This window comes from Chlorobaculum sp. 24CR (assembly GCF_004118635.1).
Classification (GTDB): Bacteria; Bacteroidota; Chlorobiia; order Chlorobiales; family Chlorobiaceae; genus Chlorobaculum.
This window is the reverse complement of the sequence record NZ_SDGU01000007.1, coordinates 1-18,926: the sequence shown is the minus strand read 5'-3', so window position 1 is coordinate 18,926 and position 18,926 is coordinate 1. Positions and strand designations below refer to the sequence as shown.

Annotated in this window: 19 protein-coding genes; 12 read left to right on the top strand and 7 right to left on the bottom strand. The window is 60.5% G+C overall.

Annotation, left to right across the window (positions count from 1 at the left end):
- On the top strand, nt 1–604 hold a 604-nt coding region (locus EST62_RS01540; protein WP_129050351.1), incomplete at its 5' end, for an alpha/beta fold hydrolase.
- Between the two features lie 111 nt (nt 605–715).
- On the opposite strand, the gene EST62_RS01535 is transcribed toward EST62_RS01540, so the two are convergent.
- Nucleotides 716–1,687 carry a KamA family radical SAM protein gene (locus tag EST62_RS01535; RefSeq protein WP_129050350.1) on the bottom strand — a complete coding sequence of 324 codons (972 nt, stop codon included), beginning with the start codon at nt 1,685–1,687 and terminating at the stop codon, nt 716–718.
- A gap of 314 nt (nt 1,688–2,001) precedes the next feature.
- Between EST62_RS01535 and menB the strand changes: the two genes are divergently transcribed.
- The 3 genes from menB to menE are packed head-to-tail and all read left to right on the top strand — an operon-like array spanning nt 2,002 to nt 5,278.
- A complete protein-coding gene (gene menB, locus EST62_RS01530; protein WP_129050349.1) occupies nt 2,002–2,823 on the top strand; it encodes a 1,4-dihydroxy-2-naphthoyl-CoA synthase in 822 nt (273 codons plus the stop codon).
- The gene (menC, locus tag EST62_RS01525; protein ID WP_129050348.1) at nt 2,820–3,911 is read left to right on the top strand and encodes an o-succinylbenzoate synthase; all 1,092 of its coding nucleotides are present in this window, start codon (nt 2,820–2,822) and stop codon (nt 3,909–3,911) included. Before menB ends, menC begins: the two co-directional genes overlap by 4 nt.
- On the top strand, nt 3,899–5,278 hold the full coding sequence (gene menE / locus EST62_RS01520; RefSeq protein WP_129050347.1) for an o-succinylbenzoate--CoA ligase: 1,380 nt from the start codon (nt 3,899–3,901) through the stop codon (nt 5,276–5,278). The genes menC and menE overlap by 13 nt, the downstream gene beginning before the upstream one ends.
- Nucleotides 5,279–5,354: 76 nt before the next feature.
- Here the strand turns inward: menE and EST62_RS01515 are convergent, their stop codons facing one another.
- Genes EST62_RS01515 through EST62_RS01500 form a run of 4 tightly spaced genes read right to left on the bottom strand, consistent with a single transcriptional unit; the run spans nt 5,355 to nt 8,375 of the window.
- The gene (locus tag EST62_RS01515; protein ID WP_129050346.1) at nt 5,355–5,873 is read right to left on the bottom strand and encodes a hypothetical protein; all 519 of its coding nucleotides are present in this window, start codon (nt 5,871–5,873) and stop codon (nt 5,355–5,357) included.
- 3 nt (nt 5,874–5,876) lie between these two features.
- The gene (gene dapB / locus EST62_RS01510) at nt 5,877–6,626 is read right to left on the bottom strand and encodes a 4-hydroxy-tetrahydrodipicolinate reductase (RefSeq protein ID WP_129050345.1); all 750 of its coding nucleotides are present in this window, start codon (nt 6,624–6,626) and stop codon (nt 5,877–5,879) included.
- A gap of 43 nt (nt 6,627–6,669) precedes the next feature.
- Entirely contained in the window at nt 6,670–7,554 is an 885-nt protein-coding gene (locus EST62_RS01505) for a ParB/RepB/Spo0J family partition protein (RefSeq protein WP_129050344.1), read from the bottom strand.
- 23 nt (nt 7,555–7,577) lie between these two features.
- Entirely contained in the window at nt 7,578–8,375 is a 798-nt protein-coding gene (locus tag EST62_RS01500) for a ParA family protein (RefSeq protein WP_129050343.1), read from the bottom strand.
- A 144-nt stretch (nt 8,376–8,519) separates the two neighbouring features.
- Between EST62_RS01500 and EST62_RS01495 the strand changes: the two genes are divergently transcribed.
- The 4 genes from EST62_RS01495 (at nt 8,520) to EST62_RS01480 (ending at nt 11,293) form a co-directional block, all read left to right on the top strand.
- Nucleotides 8,520–9,146, top strand: a complete 627-nt coding sequence (locus EST62_RS01495) for a DNA-3-methyladenine glycosylase (RefSeq protein ID WP_129050342.1) — start codon at nt 8,520–8,522, stop codon at nt 9,144–9,146.
- Nucleotides 9,147–9,215: 69 nt separating this feature from the next.
- Entirely contained in the window at nt 9,216–10,598 is a 1,383-nt protein-coding gene (gene mgtE, locus EST62_RS01490; protein WP_129050341.1) for a magnesium transporter, read from the top strand.
- 129 nt (nt 10,599–10,727) lie between these two features.
- Nucleotides 10,728–10,952 (top strand): DUF433 domain-containing protein, encoded by a 225-nt coding sequence (locus tag EST62_RS01485; RefSeq protein WP_069810637.1) that lies wholly within the window; start codon nt 10,728–10,730, stop codon nt 10,950–10,952.
- The gene (locus EST62_RS01480; RefSeq protein ID WP_129050340.1) at nt 10,949–11,293 is read left to right on the top strand and encodes a DUF5615 family PIN-like protein; all 345 of its coding nucleotides are present in this window, start codon (nt 10,949–10,951) and stop codon (nt 11,291–11,293) included. Before EST62_RS01485 ends, EST62_RS01480 begins: the two co-directional genes overlap by 4 nt.
- A 44-nt stretch (nt 11,294–11,337) precedes the next feature.
- On the opposite strand, the gene EST62_RS01475 is transcribed toward EST62_RS01480, so the two are convergent.
- A complete protein-coding gene (locus EST62_RS01475; protein WP_129050339.1) occupies nt 11,338–12,024 on the bottom strand; it encodes a type II CAAX prenyl endopeptidase Rce1 family protein in 687 nt (228 codons plus the stop codon).
- Nucleotides 12,008–12,286 (bottom strand): hypothetical protein, encoded by a 279-nt coding sequence (locus EST62_RS01470; RefSeq protein WP_129050338.1) that lies wholly within the window; start codon nt 12,284–12,286, stop codon nt 12,008–12,010. Before EST62_RS01470 ends, EST62_RS01475 begins: the two co-directional genes overlap by 17 nt.
- A 187-nt stretch (nt 12,287–12,473) precedes the next feature.
- Here EST62_RS01470 and mnmA point away from each other — a divergent pair, with 187 nt between their 5' ends.
- From mnmA to EST62_RS01450, 4 genes are all read left to right on the top strand, one after another.
- Nucleotides 12,474–13,583, top strand: a complete 1,110-nt coding sequence (gene mnmA / locus EST62_RS01465; RefSeq protein WP_129050337.1) for a tRNA 2-thiouridine(34) synthase MnmA — start codon at nt 12,474–12,476, stop codon at nt 13,581–13,583.
- Between the two features lie 324 nt (nt 13,584–13,907).
- Nucleotides 13,908–14,579, top strand: coding sequence for an alpha/beta hydrolase (locus tag EST62_RS01460; RefSeq protein ID WP_167599105.1), 672 nt, complete (start codon nt 13,908–13,910; stop codon nt 14,577–14,579).
- Nucleotides 14,580–14,683: 104 nt separating this feature from the next.
- Entirely contained in the window at nt 14,684–18,367 is a 3,684-nt protein-coding gene (gene metH / locus EST62_RS01455; RefSeq protein WP_129050336.1) for a methionine synthase, read from the top strand.
- Nucleotides 18,368–18,624: 257 nt separating this feature from the next.
- On the top strand, nt 18,625–18,783 hold the full coding sequence (locus EST62_RS01450) for a DUF2283 domain-containing protein (protein ID WP_129050335.1): 159 nt from the start codon (nt 18,625–18,627) through the stop codon (nt 18,781–18,783).
- Nucleotides 18,784–18,926: the final 143 nt, after the last annotated feature.

Below are 18,926 nucleotides of genomic sequence, written 5' to 3'. Positions count from 1 at the left end.
CGGATTTTTCATGCGCACGGTCGAGGCGCTGGCGGGCGAAGTTCGGCGACTGAGCGCCGGGCCGTGCGTACTCGTGGGCTATTCGATGGGCGGGCGCATCGGGCTGGCGCTGGCGTTGCGCTTTCCGGAACTGTTCTCGAAGGCGGTGATCGTGTCGTCGTCGCCGGGATTGCGGACCGAGGAGGAGCGGGCGGCACGGCGCAAGAGCGACGAGGGCGTCGCCCGCAAGATCGAGCGGAACTTCGAGGGATTCATCGAATTCTGGTACAGCCAGCCGCTCTTCGCGACGCTGAAAAGCCACGCGCTGTTCCGCGAAATCGAGGCGCAACGCAAGCAGGGTGCGCCGCAAAACCTCGCCCGCGCGCTGCGCCTGCTCGGCACGGGCAACCAGCCGTCGTTCTGGCGCGAGCTCGCCGACAACCGCCTGCCGATGCTCTTCTGCGTCGGCGAGAAGGATTCAAAATACGTGGAGATCGGAAAGCAGATGGCGGAGCTGTGCCCCGAATCGCGCCTCGAATTCTTCGCCGGATGCGGCCACACGCTGCACATCGAGGAGCCGGAGCGGTTTCTTGCAAGCGTGGAGCGGTTTGTCGCTCAGAAGTAGTCAGCATTGACGCAGAATCCCCAACCAAAACCTATCCGTCCTATAAGTCCCATCCGTCCCATTCACCTGTCGCCGCTCGCCAGAGGGCAAACGCCTTGCGCCCCTGCAACTTCATCCAATCGTCCGGGTTTTGTTGTTGTTCTGGTCGAGGGTGCTGAGGTGTGGAATGCAGAAACCGGAGGTGGTGTTCTCCAGTTGCCGGATGAGCCTGCGAGCGCTCTCGCCGTCGAGCGTGAAGTGCCGGTTTCCGGGCGAAACGATGCCCCAGGTGGCGTAGTAGGGCATGGTGCGGTGCCGGGCCAGCTTTTCGTACATCGTCCGGAGCGTGTCCGCGTCGTCGTTGAGGCCCCTGAGAATCGGGCCTTGCTGCAAGAGCACGATTCCGGCGTCAGAGAGCCGGTCGAGGACGCTGCACGTTTCGTCGCTCAACTCTCGCGGGTGAATGAAGGAGGTGATCAGGATGAGCGGTTTGAACCGGCTGAGCATGGCGATCATTTCGCCGGTGAAGAGTTCCGGCGCGAAAATGGGGGCGCGGGTCGTGATGCGGATGATTTCGACATGGGGAATGCGGCGGACTTCGGCGAGGGCGCGTTCGAGTCTCTCGGAGCTGACCTGCATCGGATCGCCGCCGGTGAAGATGACGTCGCGGATCGTGGCGTCGTTCCGGATATACCCGATAGCCTTGTCGAGCCGCCGCCCGTCGAGTGTGCTGGCGACCTTCTCCGAGCGGAAGCAGAAGCGGCAGTGGGCGAAACAGGCGGTGGTAACCATCAGCAGCACCTTGCCCGGATAGCGGTGGATGATCCCCTCCACCGGCTGGTATTGCGCCTCGTCCTTGTGGGTATCGACCTCGGCGTCGTCCGGATAGCGCACCAGCTCTTCGAGCGACGGAATCACGAGCTTCCGGAGCGGATCGTCGGGATTGTCGCGCTCCAGCAGCGCCGCGTAATGGCGGGTGATCTTCATCGGCATGATCGCCCGGCACTGGCGAATCCCCTCCTTCTCGGCCTCGGTCAGCTTGACATAATCGGCAAGCTGCTCAGGCGTCGTGATGATGGTGCGTTCCGGATGGCTGGAGGTCATGGGTACAAATGGTTATTGCGTTAATCAGAAGAGTGATGGTTCATCGAAATATAGAATAACCATACCCTTGTTTTTCATTTTGAGTATCATCTCAAAACGGGAGCCACAGCTATCCGGAGAAGAAGGGCGGACAAGCAGCTCCGCCCCTGCAAAGGATACTCCCAAATGATTCGTCCTGTTCAATAAAGTCCCATAAGTCCTATATGTCTCATAAGACCTATAAGTCCCATCCCCCCGTCACCTCGCACGAATCAACGGGGATTGCTTATATTTGAACTCTTTTTCAGCCATCAACAACCATCGAGATTTCAGCTATGAGCACCGTCAACTGGATTGCAGCCGGAGAGTACTCCGACATTCTCTACCACAAGGCCGAGGGCATCGCCAAGATCACCATCAACCGCCCGGAGCGGCGCAATGCGTTCCGCCCGCAGACGGTCGATCAGATGATCGAGGCGTTGCAGGATGCGCGCAACGACGCAGCGATCGGCGTCATCATCCTGACCGGCCAGGGCGACCTCGCCTTCTGCTCCGGCGGCGACCAGAAGATTCGCGGCAACGCGGGATACGCCGACGAGAAGGGCGTCAACAAGCTGAACGTGCTCGATTTCCAGCGCGACATCCGCACCTGCCCGAAGCCGCTCATCGCGATGGTGGCGGGCTACGCCATCGGCGGCGGCCACGTGCTGCACATGCTCTGCGACCTGACCATCGCGGCGGAGAACGCCCGCTTCGGCCAGACCGGCCCGAAGGTCGGTTCGTTCGACGGCGGCTGGGGCGCGAGCTACATGGCGCGTCTGGTCGGCCAGAAGAAGGCCCGCGAAATCTGGTACCTCTGCCGCCAGTACAACGCGCAGGAGGCGCTCGACATGGGGCTGGTCAACACGGTCGTGCCGCTCGAAAAGCTCGAAGAGGAGACCGTGCAGTGGTGCCGCGAAATTCTCGCCAACTCGCCGCTCGCCATCCGCTGCCTGAAGGCCGCGCTGAACGCCGACTGCGACGGCCAGGCCGGTTTGCAGGAGCTTGCGGGCAACGCCACGCTGCTCTACTACATGAGCGAAGAGGGCCAGGAGGGGCGCAACGCCTTTGTCGAAAAGCGCAAACCCGATTTCAGCAAGTTCCCGAAACACCCGTGAAGCCGCTTCATGCCGACATCCGCCGGTATGAACTGGAATTTACCGCACCGGTCACGGTCAGGGGCGTGCTCCTCCGAAAGCGCGAGGGGCTGCTCCTGCGCCTGACAAGCGAGGGAGCGACCGCGTATGGCGAAGTCGCTCCTCTGCCGGGCCTGCACACCGAGTCGCTCGACGAGGCGATGCAGGCGCTCGCCGCCTTCATTCCCGAACTTTCGCGATTTGACCTGAACAGCTCCGACGACCGGCGACGCCTGATTGGCGAAGCAGCGCTGCCGCCATCGGTGGCGACCGGCATTGAGATGGCGCTCGTCAACCTCGAAGCTGTCGCGACCGGCTCGCTGCCTGTCTTTGCCGACGCCTTCCCGCCAGCACCGAAAATTCCCGTCAACGCACTGCTTGCCGGAGAGCCGCAGGCCGTGCTCGACCGCGCCACGAAACGCTACGCCGAGGGGTTCCGCGCCTTCAAGCTGAAGGTTCGCAAAGGGCGGCTCGACGAGGCCGTCGCCTGCATCCGCGCCCTGCACGAAGCTTTCGGCGGCAAGGCGGAGCTGCGGCTCGATGCCAACCAGTCGCTCGATTTCGACGAAGCGATCGAATTTGGCAAAGCCTTGCCGCCGGATTGCATCGCCTACATCGAGGAGCCGCTGACGGATGCGGCACTGATCCCCGACTTCCACGCCGCCACCGGCCTGCCGTCGGCGCTCGACGAGTCGCTCTGGCAGCGACCGGAGCTGCTCGACCAGATTGGCCCCGAACCGCTCGGCGCGCTCGTGCTCAAGCCGAACTGCATCGGCGGCATCGCAAAATCGCTTGACCTCGCGGCCAAGGCGCACCGGATGGGGTTGCAGGCGGTCTTCAGCTCCGCCTTCGAGAGCAGCGTCAGCCTCGGCCTCTACGCGATGATGGCCGCCGTTTCGTCGCCAACTCCGGCGGCGTCGGGCCTCGACACGGCGAGCTTCCTCGCCCGCGACCTCGTCGAAAAGCCTTTCTCCGCCCCGGACGGACTGGCCGACCCCGCCGCCGCATGGCGCGACAGCCAGCACGTGAAACCGGAGATGATCGAAACCAGCGCATCATGGAGATTGTAGCCCAGGCCGCGCAAAGGTTCGGCAACGCCCCGGCGCTCGTCACCGCCGGACGACGCTGGAGCTTCGCCGATCTCGACGGCGACACGGCTCGAATCGCCGCCGCATTCGAGGCGCAGGGCGTCCGGCGCGGCGACGTCGTGGCGCTTGTCGCGCCGAACAGCGCGGCGCTCGTGCTCGCGCTGATGGCGCTCGTGCGCATGGGCGGTGTCGCCGCGCCGGTGAACCACCGCTTTCCGGCAAGCCACATCGACGGCGTGCTCGCGCGGCTGCATCCGGTGATGACGCTTGACGCGGCAAAGTTCGAAGCGTTCGTTGCCGACGCGCTCGCACGGAGGGACGCGGCCTTCACCGGCGCGACGGAGATGGCGCGGCGCGTCTCGATCATCCACACCTCGGCCAGCTCCGGCCAGCCGAAAGCCGCCATGCACAGCTTCTCGAACCACTGGTACAGTGCCAAAGGCTCCGCCGAAAACCTGCCCTTCGGGCCGGGCGACTGCTGGCTGCTCTCGCTGCCGCTCTGCCACGTCGGAGGCTACTCGATGCTCTTCAAATGCCTTGTCGGTGGCGGCGCGCTGGCCGTGCCGTCGCCGGATGCGTCGCTCGCCGAGTCGCTCGCTCGCTTTCCGGTGACGCACCTCTCGCTCGTGCCGACGCAGCTTTACCGGATGCTTCGCGCCGACGGCGGCCCCGAACGCTTGCGGAGCCTCGAAGCGCTGCTGCTCGGAGGCAGCGCGGTCAGCCCGGCGCTGCTGCGCGAGGCGATCCGGGAGCACGTGCCACTCTACCTCACCTACGGCTCGACCGAAATGAGCACACAGGTCACGACCTCGCCCGGCCCAGTCACGTCAGCGCGGGGCGACAGCGGCGTGGTGCTGCCATACCGGCAAGTCAAAATCGACACGGACGGCGAAATCCTCGTCAAGGGCGAATGCCTCTTCATGGGCTATCTCGACGAGGGCGGAGTGCGCACGGCGCGGGACGCCGAAGGCTGGTTTCACACGGGAGACATGGGCGAACTGTCGAAGGATGGGCGGCTGACCGTGCTCGGCAGGAGGGACAGCATGTTCATCTCCGGCGGCGAGAACATCCATCCAGAAGAGATTGAAAAAGCGCTCACCTCGATCAGGGGAATCGAGCAGGCCGTGGTGGTTCCCGCGCCCGACGCGGAGTACGGCACCAGGCCGGTGGCGTGGATCGAGGTTCAGGAGCAGGGCGAACCAGACGATTCGGCGATCACCGCCCACCTCAAAGAAGCGCTCGGCAAGCTCAAAACGCCGGTGGCATTTCACCGCGTCCGGGAGTGGCAAACCCTCCCCGGCTCACCCAAAATCGACCGAAGCTGGTACTGCAAGCCGGGTAATCTTTAAATCCTATAGGACTTACACGACCTATAAGTCCTATAGGTCGTATAGGAAAAAAACCGAAGACGATTCTGCCAGACCGTTACACCTTCTTCTTCGCTTTTCGCTTGAGCACGAAAACGGTCAACCTGCCTCCGAGGCCGGAGAAGGGGGCGTAGAACATGCCGGTCAGGAGCATACTCACGAGCAGGTCGGAGAGCGAAATCTCCTTCGGCGCGGTGACAAGCGCCAGCATTTGCTGGAAGTTCGGGGCCTCTTCGGGAGCCAGGCGGCTTGCCCACGCCACCAGAAGCTGGAGGCTTTCGAGTCCCGGAATATAGCCGAACCACTTTTCCAGCAAATACGCGGCAAGCACCGAAAGCGCCCCGCCGACGAGGCCGCTCATCGCGCCGAGCACGAAGGCTTCGCCATGCTCCAGCCGGACCTGGTGGCGCATGATGTAGTACCACGCCGCCGCCGATCCGGAGGCGATGATCCCGGCGAACAGCACGGCGTTGATGAGGGTCAGGTAGGGCAGCGTCGTCGTCAGCACAAGCAGCACCGCTCCAGCGAGCAGCGCGGGGACTTTTGATGGACGGCCCGGTGCGGTTTCAACTCCCATGAATCAGGCGGAAAAAAGATCGTTCAGGAAATCGTCCATCGTGCAGAAACCCGGCGACGTGGCGTGACGCCCGGCGAGCCACTCGGCGGCGCGAACCGCGCCCGAAGCGAAGCCGGTGCGATTTTTAGCCGTATGAGTCAGTTCGATGGTGTCCGACTCGGAATCGATGATGGCCGAGTGAACGCCGAACACCGTGCCGAGACGGATCGAGGCGACCTGCAATTCGTCGCTCCGCAACTTGCGCCCGTCCTCAAGCTCGCGAACGATGGTGCGCTTGCGGGGATTGTTGTTCAGCACCTCCTGGGCGGCCTTGATCGCCGTGCCGCTCGGAAAGTCCGCCTTGCCGGTGTGGTGCTGCTCCGAAAGCGCGATGTCGAACTGCTCGAACGGCGCGATCAGCCGCGCCGTCTCGCGCAGCGTCCGGAAAAAGATGTTGACGCCAAGCGAGAAATTTGCCGAGTAGAGCATAGAACTTCCGGCAGCGTTGACCTCCCCGGCGATCTGCGGCATCACGTCGTCCCAGCCGGTGGTGCCCACCACGACCGGCACGCCCGAAGCGACGAGCGCCTTGTAGTTGCCAAGGAACGCATCGCGGACGGTGAAGTCGATAATCGCGTCCGCGCCCTCGAACGAACCTGCTTCGATGGCATCGCTCACATCGAGCACCTTGTGAATGACATGGTTGTCCGACGCTCCGACGATTCCGGCTATCTGCTGGCCCATGCGGCCATTGCCGACCAAAGTGATCTTCATACTCTCAGCTTGTCCTTGTACTTCTGGTAGTTGGTTCAGGCACTCACTGACCGATAAGATCGAGTATCCGGTCGAGGTCTTCGCCTGAAAAATATTTGATGTGAATTTCGCCCTGCCCCCCCTTTTTTTCGACGAGACTCACCTTGGTGGCGAGCTGTTCCCGGAGTCGGCCCTCGATCTGGTCGAGCTGAATGGCGCGGGGCGCGGGAGCCGGAGCTGCCGGTTTCAGCTTGTCCTTGAACATGTTGCCCACCAGCGCCTCGGTCTGCCGCACCGAAAGCTGCCGCGAAACGATCTGCCGCCACACCTTGAGCTGTAAATGTTCGCTCGGCAGGTTGATGAGCGCGCGTGCGTGGCCGGAGGTGATTTCGCGGGTACGGATGCTCTCCTGAATCTGGCGCGGCAGCTTCAGGAGACGCAGAAAATTGGCCACCGTGGAGCGGTTCTTGCCCACCTTCTGGGCAACCTCGTCCTGGGTGAGGTCGCACTTCGTGACCAGGCTCCGGAGGGCGAGCGCGACCTCGATGGCGTTGAGATCTTCGCGCTGGATGTTCTCGATAAGGGCGAGTTCGAGCTTGCTGGCATCCTCGTGCGCTTCGATGACGTAGGCGGGAATGAATTTGAACCCGGCGGACTTGACCGCGCGCAGACGCCGTTCGCCGCTGATGAGCTGATAGCCGTCGCCATCGCGGCAGACCGTCACCGGCTGGATGACGCCATTTTCGATGATCGAGTTACGCAGCTCGTCGAGCGCCGCCGCCTCGAACTCCTGGCGAGGCTGGAAAGGGTTGACCCTGATCTTTTCGACCGGAAGGCTGCCGATCGCGCCCTCCTGCATTTTTTCAGTCTCTTCGGCTTTTTCGGCGGCGGCAAACCCCTCTTCGGAGATCAGCGCTTTCAGCCCCCTGCCCAGTGCTTTTTTCGACATATCCTCACAATTAACCGGCCACCTTACTGCTGCCGAACTTTGAATTTCCTGATGTTGCCATCGCGCTCGAATATCTCCTGCGCAAGATCGAGGTAGTCCTTCGAGCCGATACTCTGAGCATCGTACAACAGTGCCGGCATACCGTGGCTCGGAGCCTCCGAAAGCCTGACGTTCCTGCGAATGCAGGTTTTATAAACCTTGTCCTTGAAGAACTTCTTGACCTCCTCGGCCACCTGCGTCGCCAGCCTGAGCCGGGCGTCGAACATGGTGACGAGCACCCCTTCGATTTCGAGCTTCGGATTCAGATGCTTGCGCACGATGCTGATGGTGTTGAGCAGCTTGCCCAGCCCTTCGAGCGCGTAGTACTCGGCCTGCACGGGAATGAGCACCGAATCGGCGGCGGTGAGCGAGTTGAGCGTGATGAGGCCGAGCGAAGGCGGGCAGTCGATGATGATGTAATCGTACTGGTCGCGCACCGCCTTCAGCGCCTTCTGCATAACGTACTCCCGCTCGCGCATGTTAACCAGCTCCACCTCCATGCCGACCAGGTTGACGTTGGAGGGCAGAACGTCGAGGTATTCAAGACCGGAGGGCTTGATGGCGTCCCTGATCTCCCCGCCGTTCACCATCACATTGTAGAAGGTGTTCTCGATCTCGTCCCCGGTTTCGAGGCCGAAGCCTGATGTGGCGTTTGCCTGGGGATCGATGTCGATCAGAAGCGTTTTGAATTCGGATATCGCAATGGAAGCCGCAATATTGACCGCGGTGGTTGTTTTACCAACCCCGCCTTTCTGGTTTGCAATGGCAATGACTCTACCCATGAAAACAGTAGCCAGCGAAATGGAAAATATACGAGCGGTTGATCCTTCTCGGCGCCTCTGCAAGTTTTGAGAGGGGCCTTTCTTCAGCGACACGAAGTATAGTATAATACTTGCATAAACTTTTGCAAACAGTTATATCGACCCATGAAAAGGCTCGATGCCGAATTTTACCAGGCCCCAACCCTCGTGCTCGCCGAACGGCTTCTCGGCAAGATTTTCGTCCACCGCGAAGCATCGGGCCGCGTGATGCGGGGGCGAATCGTCGAAACCGAAGCGTACCTCGGCGAAGGCGACGAGGCCTGCCACGCCTCGTGCGGCATGACCGAGCGCAACCGCGCGATGTTCGGCCCACCCGGCCACCTCTACATCTACTTCGCCTATGGCTGCCACTACCTGGCAAACATCGTCTCGGAGCCGGAAGGCGTGGCTGGCGCGGTGCTGCTCCGGGCGATGGAGCCGGTCGAAGGCATCGAGTGGATGCGAGAGCGGCGGCGGACGACCGATGAGCGGGCGCTCCTGAGCGGCCCCGGCAAGCTCACCCAGGCGCTCGGCCTCGGCCCGGCGCACTACGGCGAGTCGCTCTCCGGCGACGTTTGCTGGCTCGAAGATGCGCCAGACTTGCCGCCGGAACTGATCGGCGCAAGCCCGCGCATCGGCATTTCGCGCAGCGCCGCGCTGCCGTGGCGAAGATTCGTCACCGGCTCGCCGCACATGTCGAAAACACAAACCGGCACTCCGTCAAAAAAGAGGAAAAAAGGGATTGGAAAGTAGTTAAATTTTCCTTTTTTAGGCTCGTACGGTTACACGAGGGAACCTCATCAAGTCAACCTCAAGCCAGCCATGATCGGAACTCCCATCCTTCCCGAAATTCGCGAGCTGATCGAACAGAGAAACTTCAGCGCCCTGCAACGCCTCTTCGACGACTGGCTTCCGGTTGACCTGGCCGAACTGATCTCCGACCTGCCCGAAAACGAGCAGGCGATCCTCTTCAGGCTGCTCTCCAAAGACTCAGCCACCGAAACCTTCGAGTACCTCGACTTCGACGCCCAGCAGAACCTCCTCAACGCCCTGACGCAAAAGGATGTCTCGCACATCCTCAACAGCATGTCCGCCGACGACCGCACGGCGCTGCTCGAAGAGCTACCCGGCCCGGTGGCCCAGGAGCTGATTAAGCTGCTCTCGTTCAAGGAGTTCAAGATCGCCAAAACGCTGCTCGCCTATGCCGAGGACAGCGTCGGGCGTCTCATGTCGCCGGACTTTTTAAGCGTCAAGAAGGATTGGGAAATCGGCAAGGTGCTCGAATACATCCGCACCCACGGCCACGAGAGCGAAACGCTGAACGTCATCTACGCGGTGGACGACCACGGCAAGCTCGTCGGCGAAATGCTCGCCCGCGACCTGTTGCTCTCGCCGCTCGACAAAAAGGTCGATGAGATCATCGACGAAGACAAGCTGATTACCCTCACGGCAACGCAGGATCAGAAGGACGCGCTCGAAGCCTTCAAGCGTTACGACCGGGTCGCCCTTCCGGTGGTCGATTCCAACGGCTACCTGATCGGCGTCGTCACGGTTGACGACATGCTCGACGTGGCCGAAGAGGAGGAGACCGAAGACATCCAGAAGTTCGGCGGTATCGAAGCCCTCGACGAACCCTACATCGACGTGCCGCTGCTCCAGCTCGTCAGGAACCGCGCGGTCTGGCTGGTGGTGCTCTTTCTCGGCGAGATGCTCACGGCCTCGGCAATGGCCTATTTCGAGGACGAACTGGCCAAGGCGATCGTGCTGGCCACCTTCATTCCGCTGATCATTTCGAGCGGCGGCAACTCCGGCTCCCAGGCGGCCACGCTGATCATCCGCTCGCTGGCGCTCGGCGAAATCACCGTGCGCGACTGGTGGGCGGTGATGAAGCGGGAGATTCTTTCGGGCCTGATGCTGGGAAGCCTTCTGGGCCTCATCGGCGTTTTCCGGGTGGTGTTCTGGGCCACGCTTCTGGGCCACTACTCCGTCATGTGGTTGCTGCTCGGCATCACCGTGGGACTCTCTTTGCTCGGCATCGTGCTGTGGGGAACGCTTGCCGGTTCGATGCTTCCGTTGTTGCTGAAGCGTCTCGGCATCGACCCGGCCACCTCGTCAGCTCCCTTCGTCGCCACGCTGGTGGACGTCACCGGCATCGTCATCTACTTCAGCTTCGCCTCGTTGCTGCTCAAGGGCGTACTGCTGTGAGGGGTGCGGGCAAGCTGGAGTGGTTCCGGGCGGTTCACGACAGAGCGCGTCGCTCCATTGTTCAGGTTTGAACGTTTCTCGATGTTTTTCGTTACTATTTCCATGTAAAGACAAATCAGCGAGCGTGATATGAACGAGTGGCAAAAGCGGATTTCCATCGATCCGAATCAATGCGGTGGACGCCCCTGCATCCGCGGATTGAGAATCAGGGTAATCGATATTCTCGACCTTCTTGCAGCAGGCCTCAGTCAGGATGAAATCCTTGAAGAACTCCCCGATCTTGAAAAAGAGGATATTCTGGCAGCTTTAAAATATGCCAGCCAGAAACTCAACCATCCGGTCATTGCCGCATGATACTCTGGATCGATGCGCATCTTTCGCCATCATTGGCAGCGTGGATCAACCGAACATATCCGGCCATTCAGGCCAAATCGTTGAGCAGCATGAATTTGCAACGAGCCGATGATCGAACCATATTCAAGGCTGCCAGAGAAGCGAACGCCGTCATCATGAGCAAAGATGCGGACTTCCTCAAACTTGTCGATCAATACGGTACGCCACCTCAACTGCTCTGGATCACGTGTGGCAATACATCGAATGCCAGAATGAGGGCGGTACTGGAAAAATCTCTCGATAAAGCCGCGGAATTATTGCTTTCGGGAGAGCCGATCATTGAAATCAGCGATTTGCGTTAAGTCGCGCGTTCTGTTTCGTACCGTTTTCCCTCAGCGAGAAACCATCACCACAACTGCCACTTTCCGGTCTGATAAACATAAAACGCAAGACCGATATTCGTCACGCCGTGCGCCACGATACAGCTCAGCAAATCTTTCCGGAGAATATATAATCCCGCCATCAGCAGGCCATAGGCGATGGATGCGGGCCACTCCGGCGTGGTGTGGCCGAGTGTAAAGACAAGCGTTGAAACGATGACGGCCACCCACGACCACGCTCCCGGCTGAGCGTCGTTGACGGATCGCTCATCCATTGCAATGGACAGCGCATCGGTCGCCTTGCTCTTTCGCGCCTCGTCCCACTGCAACGCCAAGCGAAAAATAAAGCCACGCATCAGCACCTCTTCAAAAACCGGTACCAGAACGCCCGCCGCCAGCAATCGCAGCACAAAAGCGCTTTGAGACCAGGGCTTTCCATCCGCAATCGAAACAAATGGAGTCAACAGTGCAATCCAGAGAATCAAACCGGCAACGCCAGCCAGAATCCCCACGAAAGCGGACACAACGAAAGACTTGGGGCCTTTGAAGGAAAAGAACCACTGCCTGGCCCAGAGCAACGTGGCGGAAACGATAACGATGCGCAAGAGATAATTCACCTCCATCGGCACGAACCGCTCGGCCACGGTTGCGATCAGCACATAGGCGAAATACGGAGCCGCGTATGGAACCAGCAGCCTATGATTCGGAATCATTTTTTACTGCGAGCTTGTTGACCGCTTTTGCCTTACGCGCCATTTCGGAGCGACGGGTGCGGATAAAATCGATGATCGCAATGGGTATGAATATAACCGCCATAATCCGGTTAAAATCCATATGCCGGAACATCTCCGGATCAGTCGTGAACCACCCGTCATACACGCACCAGAGCCCCAGCGCCATCAAAAATACCGACAAAAAATAAGGCCCAAGCGCCGGCGGCTGCTGTTGTGGTGGTTGTTTTTTTTCTTCGGTCATTGCAACTGGGTTATAGCTATTTCGGAAAGCGTAAAATTTACACATTATTTCACTTCAGCCCAACCAAGAAGCGCTCTGATTCTCTCGAACCGCTTTGCCATCTGTCTTTTGAACAGGCCAGTCAACCCTATCCGCACAATCCAGAAAAAATACTGTAAGTTTCAGTTAAACCAACAGTCCAAATCCTATGACCTCACCACAACACGTTATCACTGGCCTGTCGGGCGGCGTCGATTCTTCGACGGCAGCTTGCCTGCTCGTTCGGCAGGGGTTTCGTGTAACCGGGCTGAATGTCCGCGTGCTCGATACTCCCGAAGAATCGCCGGTGCTGAAGCCTTCGGCGATGCGCGTCAGCGACTCGGAAGAGTTCGATTTCCCGGTGTTTACGCTGAACCTGAGCGCGAAGTTCGCCCGTGACGTGATCGGCTATTTTCACAGCGATTACCTCGCCGGACGGACGCCGAATCCCTGCATGGTGTGCAACAAGGCGATCAAGTGGTTCGGCCTGTTCGAGGCGATGCGCCTGCTCGGCGCGGATTGCGTCGCCACCGGCCACTACGCCCGCGTGGAGCTGCACGATGGCGTAACGCGGCTGTGCAAGGGGGTCGATCCGGAGAAGGATCAGAGCTATTTTCTCTGGATGCTCTGTCAGGCGGAGCTGGCGCAGACGCTGTTTCCGCTCGGCGGACTCGCCAAAACCGAGGTGCGCGAGCTGGCGCGGTCGTTCGGGGTTCATTCGGCGGAAAAAAAGGAGAGCCAGGAGATTTGCTTCGTGCCGCACGACGACTATTGCGCTTACCTCGCCGGGGCGATTCCGGGCCTCGAAGCGCGGGTGGCGGGCGGCGAGATTGTCGATCAGGCGGGCAAGGTGATCGGCCACCACCGGGGCTATCCGTTCTACACCATCGGCCAGCGTCGCGGCCTCGGTGTGGCGACCGGCGAGCCGGTCTATGTGACCGAGATCGACGCCGCGCGCAACCGCATCCGCGTCGGCGGCAAGGCCGATCTCGAATGCCGCAGCCTCATCGCCTCCGGCATGAACTGGAGCGCCGTCGCCGCGCCGGACGCGCCCTTCGACACCGAAGCGCGAATCCGCTACCGCGACCGGCAGAGCGCCTGCACGGTCGAGCCGCTCGCAGGTAACGGGGGCGACCGGGCGCGAGTGACTTTCCGCGAACCCAAGCTGGGCGTGGCCTGCGGGCAGGCGGTGGTGTTTTATGATGGCGACAAAGTGCTCGGCGGCGGGATTATCGCCGAGGTGAATCCTGAAACGCAAGATCAGAAAATATTGGGCTGAAGCCCGAATTTCTTTTTATTTGACCTGCAAACCCCGGACTGAAGTCCGGGGCAATTGTTTAAGAGTTTGAATCACTTGAAGAGAGCAATAGACTCTGCCATATTCAGGAGGGATTTATCCCGACGGACATTCATCACTCTTACATTCATATTGCCCCGGCTTTTAAGCCGGGGTTATTTAGCACAAAAATCAGGGCTTCAGCCCAATTTCTTTTTCCATAGACTTTTACGACAGGTTATCAACAAACCACAATACCAGGGCGGCCACGAGAGCCGCCCCTACAGGTTAATCATTTACCGGATTCACAACTCCAACCCATCGCACATGCTGACCCGCAACAACGACACCTTTACCTGGCTCGATTACAATCGCCGTTCCGATGAAAAAAGCCCGCTGCTCGTCATGCTGCACGGGTATGGCAGCAATGAGAAGGATCTTCTCGGTCTGGCGCACTCGCTCGATGCGCGGCTTCGCGTCGTGAGCGTTCGTGCGCCGCTCGTGCTTGGGCCGGAGATGTATGGCTGGTTCCCGATCGATTTCACGCCCGGCGGCATTACCGTGGATCGCGAGGCGGCGCGGCAGGTGGCCGACAAGCTTGCGGCGTTCCTCGAAAATCTGATCGAAAAACTCCAGCCGGTCGGCGGGAAAACCTTTCTCATGGGCTTCAGTCAGGGGACGGTGATGAGCTACTTCACGGCGTTCCGGAATCCCGCGCTGCTGCACGGCGTCCTCGCCCTCAGCGGGCAGCTTCCCGATTCGCGGCCCGAAGCCGACACTTTGCCGACGGGACTTGCCGACGTGCCGTTTCTCGTGCAGCACGGGCTGTTTGACGACGTGCTGCCCATCGACCGGGGGCGGCAGGCCGATGCGTGGCTTCGCGACAAGATCTCCGACTACACCTACCGCGAATATCCGATGGCCCACCAGATCGATCAGGAGTCGCTCGACTTCATGGCTTCGTGGCTTTCGGAGCGCATCGACCGGGCGCTTTCCTGACGCGCCCCGCCTTCCGGCGGATGGGGAATTGAGCGCTTTTTTGCTTACCTTTAAGGTCAATTTTTCCAATACGGTCATCCCGACCAATAACCATCCGCCGCTGCATGAACGACACTTTGTACGGCCTGATCGAGCAACGGATTCTCGTGCTCGACGGGGCCATGGGCACCATGATCCAGAGGCATGGCCTCGACGAACAGGACTACCGGGGCGAGCGTTTCGCTTCGCACAGCCATCCGCTGAAGGGCAACAACGATCTGCTCGTCATCACCCAGCCCGACATCATCCGTTCGATTCACTGCGACTTCCTCGACGCGGGTGCGGACATCATCGAAACCTGCACCTTCAACGCCAACCCGATCTCGCAGTCGGACTACCAGTTGCAGGATTTGACCCGCGAGCTGAACGTGGCGGCAGCAAAAGTGGCCCGCTCGGCGGCGGACGAGTTCACCGCAAAAACGCCCGACAAACCGCGCTTCGTTGCAGGTTCCATCGGGCCAACCAACAAGACCCTCTCGCTCTCGCCGGACGTGAACAACCCCGGCTTCCGCGCGGTCACTTTCCAGGAGGTGGTCGATAACTACACTGCCCAGCTCGAAGGCTTGCACGAGGGCGGCGTCGATCTGTTGCTCGTCGAGACGGTGTTCGACACGCTGAACTGCAAGGCGGCGCTCTACGCCATCGAACAGTACGCGGCCAAAACCGGCTGGCAGGTGCCCGTGATGGTCTCCGGCACGGTGGTGGACGCGAGCGGCCGCACGCTCTCCGGCCAGACCACCGAGGCGTTCTGGATTTCGATTTCGCACATGCCGAGCCTGCTCTCGGTCGGATTAAATTGCGCACTCGGTTCGAAGCAGATGCGCCCCTTCATTGAAGCGCTCTCCAACATCGCGGGCAGCTACGTGAGCGTCTATCCCAACGCAGGTCTGCCGAACGAGTTCGGCGAGTACGACGATTCGCCGGAGTACATGGCCGCGCAGATCGCGGGCTTCGCCGAGTCGGGCTTCGTGAACATCGTCGGCGGCTGCTGCGGCACCACGCCGACGCACATCCGCGCCATTGCCAAAGCGGTGCAGAACCTCACGCCGAGGAAGCGCCCCGCGAACGAGCACGTGCTGAAACTCTCCGGCCTCGAACCGCTCGTGGTTGACGAAACCACCGGCTTCATCAACGTCGGCGAGCGCACCAACGTCACCGGCTCGCGCAAGTTCGCCCGCCTCATCAAGGAGGCGAACTACGACGAAGCGCTCTCCATCGCCCGCCAGCAGGTCGAGAACGGCGCGCAGGTGATCGACGTGAACCTCGACGAGGGGATGCTCGATTCCGAAAAGGTGATCGTCGAGTTCCTGAACCTCATCGCCTCCGAGCCGGAGATCGCCAAGGTTCCGGTGATGATCGACTCGTCGAAGTGGGCGGTCATCGAAAACGGCCTGCGCTGCACCCAGGGCAAGAGCATCGTCAACTCGATCAGCCTCAAGGAGGGCGAGGAGCTGTTCAAGGAGCACGCCCGCAAAATCATGCAGTACGGCGCGGCCACGGTCGTCATGGCCTTCGACGAGCAGGGCCAGGCCGACAGCCTGCACCGCCGCATCGAGATTTGCAGCCGCGCCTACAAGATTCTGACGGAGGAAGTCGGATTCCCGCCGGAGGATATCATCTTCGACCCGAACGTCTTGACCGTGGCCACCGGCATCGACGAGCACAACAACTACGCGCTCGACTTCATTGAAAGCGTGCGCTGGATCAAGCAGAACCTGCCCCACGCGAAGGTGTCGGGCGGCATCAGCAACGTCTCCTTCTCCTTCCGCGGCAACGAGCCGGTGCGCGAGGCGATGCACACCTCCTTCCTCTACCACGCCATCCACGCCGGGCTCGACATGGGCATCGTCAACGCCGCCCAGCTCGGCATCTACGAGGAAATCGAGCCTGAGCTGCTCGGCTACGTCGAGGATGTGCTGCTCAACCGCCGCGACGACGCCACCGAGCGGCTCGTGGCGTTCGCCGAAACGATCCGCGACGGCGGCGAAAAGGTCGAAGCCAAAGCCGCCGAGTGGCGCAACGCTCCGGTCGAGGAGCGGCTGAAACACGCACTCGTCAAGGGGATCGTGGATTTCATCGACGAGGACACCGAGGAGGCCCGCCAGCTCTACCCGAGTCCGCTGGAGGTGATCGAAGGGCCGCTCATGAATGGCATGAACCACATCGGCGACCTCTTCGCCGAGGGCAAGATGTTCCTGCCGCAGGTGGTCAAGAGCGCCCGCGTCATGAAGCGCTCCGTGGCCGTGCTCATTCCGTACATCGAGGAGGAGAAGGCCCGGAACTGCGACACGAGCGCCAAAGCCAAGGTGCTGCTCGCCACCGTCAAGGGCGACGTGCACGACATCGGCAAGAACATCGTTTCGGTGGTGCTCGCCTGCAACAACTTCGACGTGGTGGACATCGGCGTCATGATGCCGTGCGACAAGATTCTCGATGCGGTGCTCAAAGAGAAGCCCGACGTGCTCGGCCTCTCCGGCCTCATCACCCCGTCGCTCGAAGAGATGGCGCACGTGGCCAAAGAGATGGAGCGGCTCGGCATGACGATTCCGCTCATCATCGGCGGCGCAACCACCTCGAAGGTGCACACCGCCGTCAAGCTCGCGCCGAACTACTCCGGCCCGGTGGTGCATGTGCTCGACGCCTCACGCAGCGTGCCGGTGGCGAGCAGCCTCTGCAACCCCGCCCAGCGCGACGGCTACATCGAGGCGCTGAAAGCCGAGCAGGAGGCGATGCGCAAGAGCCACACCGAGCGCACGGCGGCCAAAAAGTTCGTCTCGCTCGACGCCGCCCGCGACAACCGGCTCGCGATTGACTGGGAAGCCGCGACCATCGCCAAACCCGCGCAGGCGGGCGTTACCGTGCTGGAAAATGTCACCGTCGGCGATCTCCGCCCCTACATTGACTGGACGCCGCTCTTCCGCAGCTGGGAACTGCACGGCCTCTATCCGCAGATTCTGGAGGATGAGAAGGTCGGCGAAGAGGCAACGAAGCTCTTCAAGGACGCCAACGCTCTGCTCGACAGGATTGCGGACGAAAAGCTCCTCGGCATCAAAGGCGTGGCGGGCATCTTCCCGGCAAACAGCATCGGCGACGACATCTTCGTCTACGCGGACGACGAGCGTTCGATGTTCCGCGCCGTGCTGCACACCCTGCGCCAGCAAGGCGAGAAGCACGGCGAAGCCAACCTCGCGCTGGCGGACTTCGTGGCTCCACGCGAGAGCGGCATCGCCGACTGGATCGGCTGCTTCGCCGTCACCGCCGGACTCGGCATCGAAACGCTCCTGAAGGAGTTCGCCGACGGACTCGACGACTACCACCGCATCATGACGCAGGCCCTCGCCGACCGTCTCGCCGAAGCCTTCGCGGAGATGCTGCACGAAAAAGTGCGCCGCGAACTCTGGGGCTACGCGCCGGGCGAGAAGCTCACCCCCGAAGAGCTGATCGCCGAAAAGTACCAGGGCATCCGCCCCGCCCCCGGCTACCCCGCCTGCCCGGATCACACCGAGAAGGCCACCATCTTCGACCTGCTCAACGCCGAAGCGGCAACCGGAGTAACGCTGACGGAAACCTTCGCGATGAACCCGGCAGCCTCAGTCAGCGGATTGTATTTTGCCAACAAGGCATCGAAATACTTCGTGCTCGGCAAGATTGGAAAGGATCAGGTCGAAGACTACGCCAACCGCAAAGGGCTGGAAGTAGCAGAAGCGGAGAAGTGGCTCGCACCCGCGCTGAACTACGATCCGTCCTGATCGTGTCTTTTCAAAAGCCTCCGGCTTCAGCCGGGGGCTTTTGCTCCGATAATATTCTTCTTACAATTGCCCCGGACTTCAGTCCGGGGTAGAGAAGGATAAAATAAACTCCGGGCTTCAGCCCAACCTATTCATTGGTTTCCTGAGATATATGAATTGGGCTAAAGCCCTGATATGTTTTGCATTGCACATTAACCCCGGCCTGAAGGCCGGGGCAATTATCAAGAATTTGGTTTACCGTAGCAATACCGAAGCTCATGAAAATCAAGTATTTCGAGGACACCGACACAGCCTTCATTCAGCTTCTGGACAAACCGGTTTTCGAAACACGGGAAATCAGCGACAACGTGCTGATCGATGTCGATGAAGAACGAAATCTGGTCAGCATGACCGTCGAGCATGGCAAAGAGATGTAATTTTATCCGCATCTTATATCTATACTTTCAAATACTCATCTGAGATGTAATAAAGGATCCTCGAAGCAGAGCTTCGAGGTATTTAGAAGAGTTGGAGCTGCTGTGAATGCAACTTTTTATACTCAATTTCTCGACCTTGACTC